The sequence below is a fragment of the Prochlorococcus marinus CUG1435 genome, from assembly GCA_017644375.1.
Lineage (GTDB): Bacteria > Cyanobacteriota > Cyanobacteriia > PCC-6307 > Cyanobiaceae > Prochlorococcus_A > Prochlorococcus_A marinus_AH.
Genome location: JAEPLP010000001.1, coordinates 162,725 through 176,594, shown reverse-complemented (window position 1 = coordinate 176,594; position 13,870 = coordinate 162,725). Strand labels below are relative to the sequence as shown.

Annotated in this window: 13 protein-coding genes; 1 reads left to right on the top strand and 12 read right to left on the bottom strand. The window is 26.6% G+C overall.

What is annotated here, in order from left to right; all coding sequences use genetic code 11:
- Positions 1-8: 8 nt before the first annotated feature.
- The 12 genes from JJ844_01035 to JJ844_00980 form a co-directional block, all read right to left on the bottom strand.
- On the bottom strand, positions 9-1,427 hold the full coding sequence (locus JJ844_01035) for a phenylacetate--CoA ligase family protein (protein ID MBO6974263.1): 1,419 nt from the start codon (positions 1,425-1,427) through the stop codon (positions 9-11).
- Positions 1,396-2,415 (bottom strand): glycosyltransferase, encoded by a 1,020-nt coding sequence (locus JJ844_01030; protein MBO6974262.1) that lies wholly within the window; start codon positions 2,413-2,415, stop codon positions 1,396-1,398. The genes JJ844_01035 and JJ844_01030 overlap by 32 nt, the downstream gene beginning before the upstream one ends.
- Positions 2,412-2,936, bottom strand: coding sequence for an acyltransferase (locus JJ844_01025; protein MBO6974261.1), 525 nt, complete (start codon positions 2,934-2,936; stop codon positions 2,412-2,414). The genes JJ844_01030 and JJ844_01025 overlap by 4 nt, the downstream gene beginning before the upstream one ends.
- Positions 2,933-3,814 (bottom strand): polysaccharide deacetylase family protein, encoded by an 882-nt coding sequence (locus tag JJ844_01020; GenBank protein ID MBO6974260.1) that lies wholly within the window; start codon positions 3,812-3,814, stop codon positions 2,933-2,935. Before JJ844_01020 ends, JJ844_01025 begins: the two co-directional genes overlap by 4 nt.
- A gap of 20 nt (positions 3,815-3,834) precedes the next feature.
- Entirely contained in the window at positions 3,835-4,986 is a 1,152-nt protein-coding gene (locus JJ844_01015) for a glycosyltransferase (protein ID MBO6974259.1), read from the bottom strand.
- Entirely contained in the window at positions 4,983-6,122 is a 1,140-nt protein-coding gene (locus tag JJ844_01010) for a hypothetical protein (GenBank protein ID MBO6974258.1), read from the bottom strand. Before JJ844_01010 ends, JJ844_01015 begins: the two co-directional genes overlap by 4 nt.
- 62 nt (positions 6,123-6,184) lie before the next feature.
- Positions 6,185-7,375: a glycosyltransferase family 4 protein gene (locus JJ844_01005; protein ID MBO6974257.1), complete on the bottom strand. Its 1,191-nt coding sequence runs from the start codon at positions 7,373-7,375 to the stop codon at positions 6,185-6,187.
- 11 nt (positions 7,376-7,386) lie between these two features.
- Positions 7,387-8,181, bottom strand: coding sequence for a sulfotransferase (locus tag JJ844_01000; protein MBO6974256.1), 795 nt, complete (start codon positions 8,179-8,181; stop codon positions 7,387-7,389).
- Between the two features lie 98 nt (positions 8,182-8,279).
- The gene (locus JJ844_00995) at positions 8,280-9,377 is read right to left on the bottom strand and encodes a Gfo/Idh/MocA family oxidoreductase (protein ID MBO6974255.1); all 1,098 of its coding nucleotides are present in this window, start codon (positions 9,375-9,377) and stop codon (positions 8,280-8,282) included.
- 74 nt (positions 9,378-9,451) lie between these two features.
- Positions 9,452-10,549 carry a UDP-N-acetylglucosamine 2-epimerase (non-hydrolyzing) gene (gene wecB / locus JJ844_00990; GenBank protein ID MBO6974254.1) on the bottom strand — a complete coding sequence of 366 codons (1,098 nt, stop codon included), beginning with the start codon at positions 10,547-10,549 and terminating at the stop codon, positions 9,452-9,454.
- A gap of 15 nt (positions 10,550-10,564) precedes the next feature.
- Positions 10,565-11,158 carry an N-acetyltransferase gene (locus JJ844_00985; GenBank protein ID MBO6974253.1) on the bottom strand — a complete coding sequence of 198 codons (594 nt, stop codon included), beginning with the start codon at positions 11,156-11,158 and terminating at the stop codon, positions 10,565-10,567.
- A gap of 144 nt (positions 11,159-11,302) precedes the next feature.
- Entirely contained in the window at positions 11,303-13,297 is a 1,995-nt protein-coding gene (locus tag JJ844_00980) for an acyltransferase (GenBank protein MBO6974252.1), read from the bottom strand.
- 99 nt (positions 13,298-13,396) lie between these two features.
- On the opposite strand from JJ844_00980, the gene JJ844_00975 reads away from it, so the two are divergent.
- The gene (locus JJ844_00975) at positions 13,397-13,828 is read left to right on the top strand and encodes a hypothetical protein (protein ID MBO6974251.1); all 432 of its coding nucleotides are present in this window, start codon (positions 13,397-13,399) and stop codon (positions 13,826-13,828) included.
- The last annotated feature ends 42 nt before the right edge of the window (positions 13,829-13,870 follow it).

The window sequence follows — 13,870 nt, the reverse complement described above, 5'->3', positions numbered from 1 at the left end:
CATCTCTTTTATAAGTAAGAAATTACTGATAAAAACTTACCTGATTTACTAAGAATGGGTTTATCTATATATTCGAATTCGATATTTATATTTTCACCTAATTGACTCTTTATCCTAGATTTAATTATATTTTCTGAAATATCATATATATAAGTTTCTTCTACTATTAAAAATACCTTTATTCTAGTGTAAGAATATTGAGCAATTTGAGCACTGCAAAGTCCTTTTATTTCTAGGAAAATACTATGAAATCTAACCATCATTCTACCATCTTGCCCTAAAATTACATCTTCGATCCTGCCTCCTAATTTTTCGATAATAGGCATTCTAATTCTTTTATCAATGCATCTTTTGCTCGAATAAGATGCTGTATCACCGATCTTATATCGAATTAATGGCTGATCGAAATTTAGTAAACCAGTAAAAATTATTTCTCCTTCCTTTTTATAAGAGTTGATAATCTTACCTTGATTATCCATTAATTCAAGAATCCCTATATCTTGATTATTTACAAATTCATCATTCGAGGTTTGCGAGAATAAACCACAAGCTTCTACCCCACTATATGAATTATAGGTTTTGCAACCAAAAACTTTTTGGAACAATTCTGACATTTTTGGAGTTAATTCTTCGCTATTAGTTATTATTGCTTTCATTTTAGGTGCATTAAAATTGTTTTCTTCAAATAATTGCGCAAGAAAAAAAATTGAATTTGCATAGCCAGTTAAATAATCAGGACAAAATCTAGATATTCCTTCAAAATAATTATTTATTGTATTTTCGTTAATGTGGTATGCGGAAAAGTAGAGTTGTTTTTCAAAAATATTATATTTATAAAAAGGTGGTTTTGTTTTGTATGTTGGGACTACTCTTCTTCCTCCAATTGTTCCTCTAGCATCTTCTTTGGATACTCCTGCCCATTCTCTTATTCTCACCTCAAATGCGGCAGACCATAATTGATGAAATTTTCTGCTAAAAAAGATTTTAACTGGTGTACCAGTTGAACCACTAGAAGGAATAAAAATCCCACTTGGTCTTTTTTCTGATAATAGTTCTGAACTACAATATTTTCTTAATTCATTTTTAGATAGGATTGGTATGTTTGCTAATTCATTTAATTTAAAGTTCTTTAAATCAATTTCTTTAAATCCAGCCTTTTTTAGGGAACTTCTGTAATAAGGAACATTCTTGTATGAATGTAAAAGTAATTTTCTTAATTTTTTAGTTTGATAAGTATTCCACTCAGATTCTGAGTAAAAACTTCTTTCCCTGAATTCTCTACAATATTCTCTAAAATTTCCACCATATTTTCTTCTCTTTAAATAATATCCATAAGTATTTAAACCTATATTTCTTATGAGTTCAGGAGATTTATTGTATAAATTTGTAGCTAATTTAAGAATTAACCCCTTGGTTAAGGTAATCAATCCACTTTTCAGAAATCACATCAGTACTATAACACTGAATTCGCTTAAGACTCTCTTTAGATATTGACTCAGAGAATATGGGGTTACTGAGAACAAATTCAATTTTAGATGCCAGGTCAGAATGATCTTTATTTTTAAAAAATAATATATTTTTTTTATCTTCCCAAGTTAAAGGTATTTCACCAACTATTGATGAAATTATTACCATTTGGCAGGCCGCCGCCTCACATAAGGCAGATCCAAAGCTTTCAAAACTTGTTGTATTTAAATATATATAATGATTCTTGTAAATTTCAGGAAGTTGATAATGGTCAATATGTCCCAGAATATTTATGTTATTTTCAAGCTTTAGTTTCTTTATAAGTTTTTGACATTTTGATAATTCTCCTTTATCTGGACCAACCATTGTTAACTTTAAGTTGGGGTATTTGACAATTAATATTTTGAGGGCATTAATTGGAGTCTTAGGATTATATATTTTAGAAAAAGCTCTTACCCAAAGTAAATTTACTCTTTTTACTGATTGGGCAGGAGGTTTGAATAAATTTTTATCAATAGGATTTGGTAAATAATTAATATTATATTTTTTTGGCAAATTGATTATTATAAATTTTGAAGGAGATGATATTTTGTTACTAAATTTAAAAAGGTTATCATAGATAAATTTATTTTTCTTGTAGTGAAAAGGTATGCCTCCGCCTCTAAGTGTTAGGTAGATTTTCTTACATTTCAAATAAGATATAGATGCCGCAAAATATGGAATGATTAATGAAAAACCACTAAAAACATCTATATGAATTAAATCACCCTTAAAAGTAAATACATCATAAATAATATTTATTAAGCGAAAAATTTTGTTATTTTTTCTGGAACTATATTGTAATTTGAATGTATTATTTTTTACCCAAATATTTCCCAACTTTTCAACTACTGAAATTGTTCCTGTTGATGAAGACAAGAATGAACCAATAAACAATATACTTTTCATTTTAAAGGTTTTATATATTTTGCTGGATTACCACCAATCATATAGTTATCATCAAATTTGCCTCTTACCACCGAACAAGGAGAAACAAAACAACCTTTGCCAATTATCGATCCAGCAGTAATTACAGAATTAGCTCCAATCCAAGAGCCGTCCATTATTTCAATTTTTTCACCAACTGGCTTACTATTTCTAAAACTCTGGTTTTTATAAGTATGATTCGCAGATGCTATTACTACATTTGGAGCAATTAAAACTTCATTGCCTATGTTTACCTTTTTATAGGAATTTATCCAAGCACTTTTAGAGATATATACATTATCTCCCAAATAAAGATTTTGGGGATTGTAAAATGTTATATCTCTTCCAAGCATAAGTTTTTTTCCACATTTTTTTACGAAAAAACTTGATAAAAAACCTCTAAATTTCATAAATATAATAAAATCAGGTAAAAATAAGGTTGTAGTTTGTATAAGAGATAGTGGTAAAAAATATCTTAATTGGTTAAGTCTTAAAGATTTCATATTCTTAATTGATATTTTAAAATTTTAGCTAAAACATATAAGAAATTGCTTTTATATATCCCTATCCTCTCAATCTCAAATGCTTTATTAATATTTAAATTCTTTGGCTTTACTGCAAAGGAAGCAGATAATCCTAGAGATGTTAAAACTTTTAATGTATCATTATTATATTCGCCATATGGATATGAAAAATATAGTTTATTTGTTCCATTAAGAGAAGAAATAATATCTAAAGAATCTTTTATTTCTTTATATTGGGTATCAAAATCCATTTCTTCAAGACTGTAATGATTATTTGAATGAGAGGCAATATTCAAACAACTAAATTTTTCTAAGTTAGCTTCAATTTCATATTTAGTTAAACCTCTATAAAATTTTATTGATTCTCCCATGACGGGATAAGAATTTATTAAATTTTCAATTAATTGATCTTTTGATTTATGGTTAACGATTTTTTGTAGTTTTTTATAGGTATAAACTTTTTGAGTAAATGTTTTCAAAGGAAAAGTATAATTTTCTATTTGTATTGATTCGTATTTACTTTCTAGACATAAAGCCGCTAAATAATAACCATCTAATATTTTCTTATTATGAATTTGGCAAGTTGAAATAAAAATAGTTACGGGAATATTCTTACGACATAGAAACTGGATACCGTTTTCTAAAGATGAAGCAGTCCCATCATCAAATGTTATGGCACATTTAGAGTAAGGAAATCTACCTCTCTTTATATAATTCTCAACGTAATCTTTTAAACTAATTATTTTGAATAATTTGTTTACTATCTTTATAATTTTTAAAAATTCTGAGGTCTTTAAATTATGCGGCGGAATTTCTAGGGTTTTAGATATATTATCTGGAACTATATTATGAAACATTAAAATCATTTTTTAAATTATTAACTTTGTATGATTTTGGAGATAATTTTGGCTTGTTTTTCTAAGGTTATTTCTTTTACGGAATTAACGCCCTTTATTATCAATTCTTGTCTATACTTCTTGTTTTCTATAACAAAGGTAATAGCTTTCGCAATCTCTTCGGGACTGCATTTTTGGAAGGTTTTTATTGAATCATTAACTTTTTCTTTTATGCCTGGAAGATCAGTTGCTAATACTGGCAAGCTTGATGCCATAGCTTCCCATATTACTCTCGGGAAACCTTCACCTTCTGATCTGGTAGGCATTACAAAAATATCAGAATTTCTGTACCATTTTAGTAATTGAGGACCTGCATTAAAGAAACCCTTTATAGAAATAAATGAATTTAAATTTAATTTACTAATTGTTGATTTAAGTTCGTCTTTTAATCTATCATTTTCAAAAAAACCAACTATATTCAAGTTTACCTCAAATCCTTTTTGTCTAAGTATATATAATGCTCCTATAAGATCAAAGATACCTTTATTTCTAGATATTCTTCCAGAAAAAAGCAATTTATATGGTGATGATAAACATGTATCTTTTCTATAAAAAATTTCTTTTTCCTCTATTGTTGTTGTGCTTATTAATTTAACTTCTTTATTAATTTTTTTAAATTTTTCTAAAAGAGTATATGAATTAACAATCACATTAGATTTCTTCGCAAAACTTAGCTCAAATTTGTTACAGATATGAGCCCAGACTTTAATAAGATTTAATTTTAAGTAATTTTGATTTAGTTCATCTAAACCTTTATTTGCATCAGATACAAAAAGTAGTGTTGTATTCTTTTTCCAAAAAAGGTATACAAATGGTAGGTATGGAGTTGATGCCCTCAATAATAAATTATCCACATTATTTCTTAGCTTAAATAATTTATTTATAAAAAAAGGAGCTAGTAGATATCTATGTGGAATATTAGAATGTACTGATAAAGAGACTAATTTGATATTATTTGATTTTAATTTATATTTTGTTATTTCTTTCTGTTTTTTATTAGGTAAATGCAAAAGTAATATTATTTCTTCATAGTATTTTGCAATGCTATCTATAAATAAACCTAAGTAAGCAGGCATATATATGCCTGAACCTTTTTGAATAGCAGGTGTATGATAATGAAATAATATTTTCATGTTTCAATATTAAAGTAATACTCTTCTTTAGAATTTATTTCAAGATGTTGGATGAAAATAAGGTTTAAGAATAATAAAGAACCAGACTGGTCATTTGTAAACATCGTAATTAAGTAAACTGCAGTAAATGCAAAATAAGGCAAAAGTTTGGAATTTCTTGTTTTGTTAATAAAAACAAATGAAGAATAAACAATTTTAATCCAGATTAATGATCCTAATAATCCTAATAACCCAGCCCCTACTCCAAAAGTTAAATACTGATTATGAGGTTGAAATTGGTAACCAAAAAAATTAATTCTATTATCACTTGGCCCTGTTCCGAGTGGATTTTGCAAGATTTCACTAATACCATAAGCTAGAAGTTGATATCTTGATTTTAAAGCAAAAATATTGGCTGGATTTATTATTGAAAATCTAAATCTTAGCTCTTCGTTTATGCCAAGTGCTAACAAAATGATTAAAGTTAGTAAAGATCCTAAGGTTATTAAACTTATTATATTTTTTTTATTAAATTTGAAATTTTTAAAAATTTTGAAAATTATGAATAAAAAAATAATTACAATATTTGATCTTGAACCTAGATTAATTAAAAATACTAAACCTAATAATAAAGGAATATATTTAAAATATGATTGCATTATTTTATTTTTGAATTCAAATATAGCTAAAGAGCTAACACTTATTAATAATCCAACTTTATGGTAATTAATAATACCCAATTCGTTTTCTAGACTATATACATATGCGAGATTGTAGTTAAGAAATTCACCGCTTATATTTTGCGGAGCTATTATGGAATAAAGTGTCCAATAAACAAAAATAGTCAATATATATATGGTTGTTATATTTCTAAAAATTTTTATTTTTAATAAATAAGCTGTAGTTATTGTTGAACAAAGAACTAAGCTTAGGATAAATGATTTTAAGAATTCGTATGAAAAATCATTTGAGAAACAAGATCCTAAAAAGTAACCAATTGAAATTGCATATATAGATAAGGCGAATTTTGATCTTAAATATTTCTTATCTGCTATAAAGAAACTTAAAATACCTAAGATTACTAACCCAAGCCTACCAAGTGTAAGAGGAAAACTGCCAAGCTTTACAAGAAATAAAGGAATTCCGGTGGCTTCCAAAAGAAAGATGGAATATAATACAAATAATATTATTAAAAAAAATGAATTAGATCTTTTATTCATTAAATTTTTTTCTCTAAATTTTGTACTAAGGAATTAACACTAGATTCAAGATTATAAATTTTTAGTAAATCATGAGCGTTTTTTGCTAATTTTGGTGCGGTCTCTTTATTTTTCAAAAAATATTTAATTTTCTTTGCTATTTCTTTCGGAGAATGTGGTTTTACAATTAATGCGTGATAGTTATTTTTCAATAAATAAGGTATTCCTCCAACATTAGTTAAAAGCATAGGAGTTGAATTGGCGGCTGCTTCCCATATGCATCTTGGAAATCCTTCTGATTGACTAGGTAATATAAACAAATCTGAATTCTGATAAATTTTATTTAAATGACTATTTAAACTCACATATCCAAGGAAATTTATATTTAAAGAGTCTTTAGAAATTGAGCCCGTTATCTTTAAAAGGTCTATTTTTATTTCTTTAGAGAAACTTCCAACAATTTTTAAATTAATTTTTTGATTAATTAATTTTTGATTTTTTAATATTAATATAGCTCTGAAAAGGTCGTAAATTCCTTTTAAAGATGATACACGACCAACGAAAAGTAAATTAATTTCATCATTATTATTTTTCATATTATATTTGAATTCTGGAATATCATTTTTACTTAAAATATTAGTATTCATAAATCCCATATTAATATTTTTGCTTAATTTGATTTTGTCAATATTGTGATAAGAGTTTGATAAGAAAATACCTTTTGAATTTAAGATAAAGTTAAAAGTAAATTCTCTATATTTATTTAAAAAAAATTTTAAAAGTACTAATACTTTAAAATTTATTGGTCTCTTTGATTTAAGTTCTCTTACTAATAAAAAAGCTTTGTGCATTTTTGGTTTTGAAAAAAACCAAACAATATTTTGGAGCGGTGTAAATCCTCTTATTAAAATAAAATCTTCAATGGATGTGTATTTGATGCAATATTTAATGGCTCTAATTTTTCCATAAAAGCTTGGAAATCCCCCTGCTTGATTACCTAAAGATATAAAAGAAATATTTTCTGAAGTAATTTTATGAACTTGGTCTTTATTTATGATTTTTGTAGAGAATGATAAATAAGTAACTTTCTTAAATTTTTTAGATAATGCTTCTAACCACAAGCCAATATTTCTAGATATAAAAACTCTATTTTCTTGGAAACAAAAGTTATGATGATAATGAACAAGTATACTTTTGTTTGAGAAATCCATAAATAATAATTTTATATACTTTTTTTTAGGATTTTTTTAAATTCCTTTTTATCTTGGGCTAGGAGATCTTTGAGAATTGCGTCAAAATCTTTGGTACTATTTAATTTGCAATTTGCTTTAACTGAAAGTATTTTTTTAAAAAATCTTTTTATATTTGGATTAAAGTATTTATATATAAAGGAAAAATATAAATAGATATATGGAACTTGAGGAACTTCACTAGATACATTTTTTGGTTTAAAGACAATATCTTTATTTTTTAATTTTTTAACTCCAAGAAAATTAAAAATATTGTTTAATTCTTCTATGTTATTACTAACTAATTTTTCAAGTGATGTAATGTAAATTCTTTCCATAGGAAAATAATTTAAATACTGTCTTAACTGTAATCCATAAGATGAAAAGTAAATATATTCGGGATTATTTAAAACTTCTTCTACAAAACTTTTTCTTGTATATCCTTTAATCCAGTTGTGTCTGTAGTGCGATTTAATTCTTTCTATGGGATCTCTAATAATATAAATAAATTTTGCGTTTTTATTATACTCAAATATTCTTTTTGCAACTTCTGGAAAGAAAGGATATTGTGTATAACTTGTGCTGGCCTCAAAAAATAACTTATTTTCCTCCTCTTTTTGATGAAATAAATTATGATAATCAATTTCCTTGGTATCATTAAATTTTATACTAAAATAACTAGGTTCTTTATTTGAACATAACGATAAATCTGGATGTTGATTAAGCCATTGTGCTAGAGAAGTTGTACCACACTTTTGACTACCTATTATAAATAAACCCGTAATCAACTTTGTATCCTCTAGGTAATTTTATATTCTACATAAAAATATATAAAATTCAAATTATAAAATTAGGTATTCATTAAAAGAATAATTTTTGCTTTAATCTAATCCAAAGGAATATTAATTGTATTATTTTCCTTCGCAGATCTATAAGCACCAATTAATAATTCTAGACTTTTAAGACCCTCTCTGCCATCGCAGATTGCTTGGGCTTCTCCTAGAAGGGTATCTAACATATTTGCGTAATATGGAATATGCCCTGCTCCGTATACATTTGCAGTATTGTAATTAGCTTGATCAATATATTTATCGTCTTCGCTAGGAGTAGAAAATTTCCACTCTTTAATTTCATTAACAGCTATTCCTCCTACTTTTACTGTACCTTTTTCTCCAAGTATAGTAATTGATCCCTCGAGATTATTTGGATAGGTGACCATTGTTACGCTCATACTACCTAAAGCTCCATTTCTCCATTTTAAATTAAGAACAGCTGTATCTTCAACCTCAATATTTCTCGCAATAGTTGCAATTTTAGCCCCAATATTTTCAACAGGTCCAATAAGCCATGTAAGAAGATCGACATAATGGCTTGCTTGATTCATTAATGCTCCGCCATCAAATTCCCATGTTCCTCTCCATTCATCTTTATCGTAATAATCTTGACCTCTTGACCAAAAAACATTTATCGAAACTAGAGCTATTTTGCCAAATCTTCCACCATCAATTTGTTTCTTTAAAAGTTGCAAAGTACTATTAAAACGGTTTTGCTTGACGACAAAAAATTTAACTTTGTTTTCATCACAACAACTAACCATAGACTTTGCATCATCCCAATTTGTTGACATTGGTTTTTCCGTGCAAACATTAATACCATGTTTTGCTGCTAATTTTACTTGTTCTGCATGTAAGCCACTTGGCGTTGATATAACTATTAAATCTAAAAATATTTCTTTTTGCTTAACTTTAAATAGGAGATCTTCATAGCTATGGAATTTTTCAATCGATTGGCATTCCTCTTCGTATTTTCTTTTAATTTTTGTTATGTATTGATCAATCTGATCTATTTTTTTGGGATTGATGTCACAAATGCAAGAAAGTTGAGCCTTTTTATTATTCGCAAATATTGCATCAATATGTTTTTTACTTATTCTGCCACAACCTATTAAAGCAATATTAATTTTTTTATTTTTGACTTGTTTAATAATTCTAAAATATAAATATATAAAAAATAAAACTAATACAAAGTAAGGTTTTTTTTATGGTTTTTATTTAAAAATTAACATGAATTGATTATTTCTCTAACTATTTGGTCTGATGCATGTCCATCACCATATAAGGGATTATTAAAATTATCTATTTTTTTTTGTAATTGTTTATCAATGGAATTTAATATTGCATCATTTTTTTCTGGGTCGGCAAGAATGTTATAACCTTTTTGAACCAATTCGATCCATTCTGTTTCCTTTCTTACAGTTATACAAGGAGTTCCTTGCAGATATGCTTCTTTTTGAATGCCGCCGGAGTCTGTTATTATTAACGATGCTTTTTTTTGAAGGGAAATAATTTCTAGGTAACCTATTGGTTCAATTACATTTAAACCAGTTAGCAAATTTTCTAAATTGAATTTTTCAATGCAATGTTTAGTTCTTGGATGGAGCGGCATAATTACCGGTAATGATGATGCTTGTAATTGTTTGAATATGTTTGAGAGGTAAACTTTTTCTTCAGTATTTTCAGGTCTATGGATTGTACATAAGATAAAATTCTTCTCTTTAATACCATATTTCTTTAATAATTCTTTAGTTTCTTTATCTGAAGTATTAAATAATCTAATTGCATCAGCTAAGATATCACCTGTTCGAAAAATGTTGTTTTTGGAAATTCCTTCATTAATAAGATTTAATACTGAGTCATCACTGGGGGCAAAGCAAATATAAGATAGATGATCGGTTAAAACTCTATTTTGTTCTTCAGGTTGATATCTATTAAATGATCTTAGACCAGCCTCAATATGAGCAACTTTAATTTTGAGTTTGCTGGCCGCTAATGCACCTGCCAAAGTTGAATCAGTATCTCCAAAAACTACTACCATATCGGGATAATCATCTATGAGTATTTCCTCAATCTTTTCCAACATTCTTCCTGTGTTAGATCCATGAGTACCACAATTAATGTTCAAATTAAATTTTGGTTCTGGGATATTTAATTCTTTAAAAAAAATAGATGACATTTTATTATCAAAGTGCTGCCCAGTATGAATAATTTCATGATTAAGAGTGCTTTGATTTGCATCAATCTTGGCAAAAGATTTTGATAAAACAGCTGCTTTAATAAATTGTGGTCTTGCTCCAATAACAGTTTTAATTTTCAACATTAAATTTAAATTTGTTCAAGTTTTAAGTTTTATTTGGTTAAATTCTAAAATATAAACTTCACCCGTTTTTTTACATTCCCATTCACCTTCTCCAATCAAAGGAAGTTTAATTCTTTCCCCGTATGAACTGATCCAGCCAATTTGCTTGGCTGGAACTCCTACCAATAAAGAGTATGGTTTTACATCTTTATTTACTACCGCCCCGGCACCAATAAAAGCAAAAGAGCCTATTGTATTTCCGCAAATTATTGTGGCATTTGCTCCAATTGAAGCTCCTTTTTTAATTAATGTTTTTTGATACTCATTTTTTCTATTTATCTTAGATCTTGGATTATATACGTTTGTGAAAACTACACTTGGCCCACAAAAAACATCATCTTCAATCGAAACCATATCATATATTGAAACATTGTTTTGTACCTTAACATTATTTCCTATAGTTACTTTATTGCCAATAAATACATTTTGACCGAGAGTACAATTTTCCCCTATTTTAGCTTCAGATGAAATGTGAGTCCAATGCCATATTTTTGTAAAATTACCAATATATGCTCCCTTATCAACTATGGCTGTTGGATGAACAAATGGATTGGAATCTATTATTGACATTGAATTTAGAATAATTCTTTTTTTGATAATCTATATATATTAAGTTTTAAAATACTAAGTTCTTTCTAAATCAATTTTATTTAACTTCTGATATTTTACATTATTAGCAAGATTATTAGCCAGTTGATATTTATTTTGCTTATTTTAGTAGTTTAACTTTTTAATAATTATATTTATTAATTTATGAGCTCCTTGTATTGAATAGTGGTCTTTATCTTGAAAATATTTTCTATAATCTTCTAAATTTTTGCAGCACTCTGACATCTCCAAAAACGGATCTACAAAAGTTAAATTATTTATTTCTTGAAATTCAGTTTTAAAGAATAAGTTTAATTCCTGTCCAAGCTTTTTCTCTTTTTTAAATAGTCTCTCATTTACGTAGGGTCTAAACCATTCTTTTTTTGAAATTTCATATAAAGGATACCTAGGGGTTGCACCAATGAATATAATATTAATTCCTTTTTTCGAAGCTTCTTTTGAAAATCTCTTAATTGCATTCGAATATAATTCTCTTTTTTTATTCATCGATAACTCAACTGCAGAGTTTTTATTCAAAAAAATATTAGATACATCATTGGAACTGATATCACTTAAATAACTAAGTTGGTAATTAGTAATTACTATAGAGTCCCCGAATTTTAATTCTTTAAGAATTAATTTTTCAGTATTTTCAAGAAAAAAATCACACTTTGCAGATGAATTCCCAAAATTTGTCCTAGGGAAAGGACAACCAGTTGCTGAGAAATGAATTACCCTATTATTTAGATCAAAAATTTTTTTCTCAGAATTAATTAATGCACCTGTATGACTATCGCCTATAAAGGCGATAGTTTTTTTATATTTACCTGATTCTGGGATTTTTCTACAATTATAAAATAAATTTTCAATATTATTCAATTTACGATCTTTAGAAATATGACATTTTGAATGACTTAGAATCTTTTCAATCTTATGATTTTGATTAATAAAATCATAATTATCTTTTTTATCACCTAGATAAAATCTATTATGAATTTTTTCAAAATTTAAAAATAAAGTGCTTAAAAATCCACCAAATAATGCAATTAATGTTAATAAAGATATTTTTTTTATTTCGTATGAATTAGCTTTATCTCTTAATTTATTTTCAATATAGCGAAAATTAAAAATAGAAATTAGAAAAATTATTGATATTTGTATGGGTATAGTCCACCATGTAACTCCAATTGTAAATTTGCTAATGGAGATTACAGGCCAATGCCAAATATAAAGAGAATAAGAGATCTTACCAAGGTATCTTAAAATTTTATTATCAAATATTTTGAAAAGAAAGGAATTTTTTTTGTTTAAGCAAATTATTAGTATTGAGGTTAGAAAAACTGCTGCAAATGAACCAAAAAGAAATTGATTCTCAGGTAAAAAAAGTATTAAAACTAAGAAAGCTGGGATAAGATAGTTAGAAACTTTAAAAATTAGCCCTGAAAAATTATAGTTATTTTTAAAAAAAATAAAAATTAGGGAACCTGAGGCTATTTCCCAAAACCTAAAAGGCATTAAATAGTAAACTGCATTATAATTTTTAAAATAAGTAATTATAAAAACAAAAAATGAAACAAAGGTTAAAAAGGTTATTAAAAATTTTGGAAATAATTTTTTAAATTTCTTTTTTTGAGAAATAATTAGCCAAAAAAGAAAGGGAAAAACAAAATAAAACTGCTCCTCAACCCCCAGTGACCAAGTATGTAGGAAAGGATTTAAGTTTGCAGATTCACTAAAATAATTTGTCGAATCACTAAATAGGTAAATGTTTCCTAATCCGAATAATGATGCAATTCCAGTCCTTAATGAAGTAATTGGTGTTTGATCAATAAAAGTGATAATTAAACCAGTTATAAATACAAAAATAATTAAGGTAGGAAGAATCCTGCAAATTCTTCTTAAATAAAAATTAAGAGCAAAATCTTTAAAGTTTTTATATGTTCTTTTTGATAAAGATAAAGAGATAACAAAACCTGATATAACAAAGAATATGTCAACTCCTAAAAAACCACTTGGTAAAAAATCTTTATTAAAGTGATTTATAATTACTGCTATAACTGCAAAACCTCTTATGCCATCAATCTCTCTACGATATAAGTTTTGATTTAATTTTTGTGACATGCAATACTATGTTAAAGAAGTTTTTCTTGTTAAGAATATTATGTTTAATTATTTAAATAGTTACTTCAGTAATTTTATTAAATAATTAATTTTTTAAATATGAACTATAATCTTATTAATAATCAAAATAATAAGCAAGATAAAACTTTTACCTTCTACCCACCTAAATCCTGGCAATCGGAGTTAAAATCTGAGGGAAAAATTTCTATATATGATGAGTTGCTTAAAAATTTCTCTGATGAGGATGTAATCGTAAAAGTTATAAAAGAAAATACAACTCTTAAGATTATTAATAAAAGAGATTTAAAAAATATTGTTTTATCTTTAGTATCAAGAATTAAAGAAATAAATATAAATAAATTAGGCAACAAGCTTAAGATAATGGGAATTATCAAAGCATCCGAAGAGTCTTTATTAATGATGCTTGCAAGTGCTTGGTTGGGAGCTGAGCATAGTATTTGTTTTGAAGATTTATCAGAATCAGCTATTCAAACAAGAATAGAAATGTTTAATCCTGTTCTGGAAATCTAGCCGTAAGTATTTGTATTCTTGTTAAAGATATTTGATACTTTT

What these genes read in the sequence shown, in the direction of transcription:
- JJ844_01030 (MBO6974262.1), bottom strand. Translation starts at nt 2,415, where the DNA reads ATGAAAAGTATATTGTTTATTGGTTCATTCTTGTCTTCATCAACAGGA.
- JJ844_01025 (MBO6974261.1), bottom strand. Translation starts at nt 2,936, where the DNA reads ATGAAATCTTTAAGACTTAACCAATTAAGATATTTTTTACCACTATCT.
- JJ844_01020 (MBO6974260.1), bottom strand. Translation starts at nt 3,814, where the DNA reads ATGTTTCATAATATAGTTCCAGATAATATATCTAAAACCCTAGAAATT.
- JJ844_01015 (MBO6974259.1), bottom strand. Translation starts at nt 4,986, where the DNA reads ATGAAAATATTATTTCATTATCATACACCTGCTATTCAAAAAGGTTCA.
- JJ844_01005 (MBO6974257.1), bottom strand. Translation starts at nt 7,375, where the DNA reads ATGGATTTCTCAAACAAAAGTATACTTGTTCATTATCATCATAACTTT.
- wecB (MBO6974254.1), bottom strand. Translation starts at nt 10,549, where the DNA reads ATGTTGAAAATTAAAACTGTTATTGGAGCAAGACCACAATTTATTAAA.
- JJ844_00985 (MBO6974253.1), bottom strand. Translation starts at nt 11,158, where the DNA reads ATGTCAATAATAGATTCCAATCCATTTGTTCATCCAACAGCCATAGTT.
- JJ844_00980 (MBO6974252.1), bottom strand. Translation starts at nt 13,297, where the DNA reads ATGTCACAAAAATTAAATCAAAACTTATATCGTAGAGAGATTGATGGC.
- JJ844_00975 (MBO6974251.1), top strand. Translation starts at nt 13,397, where the DNA reads ATGAACTATAATCTTATTAATAATCAAAATAATAAGCAAGATAAAACT.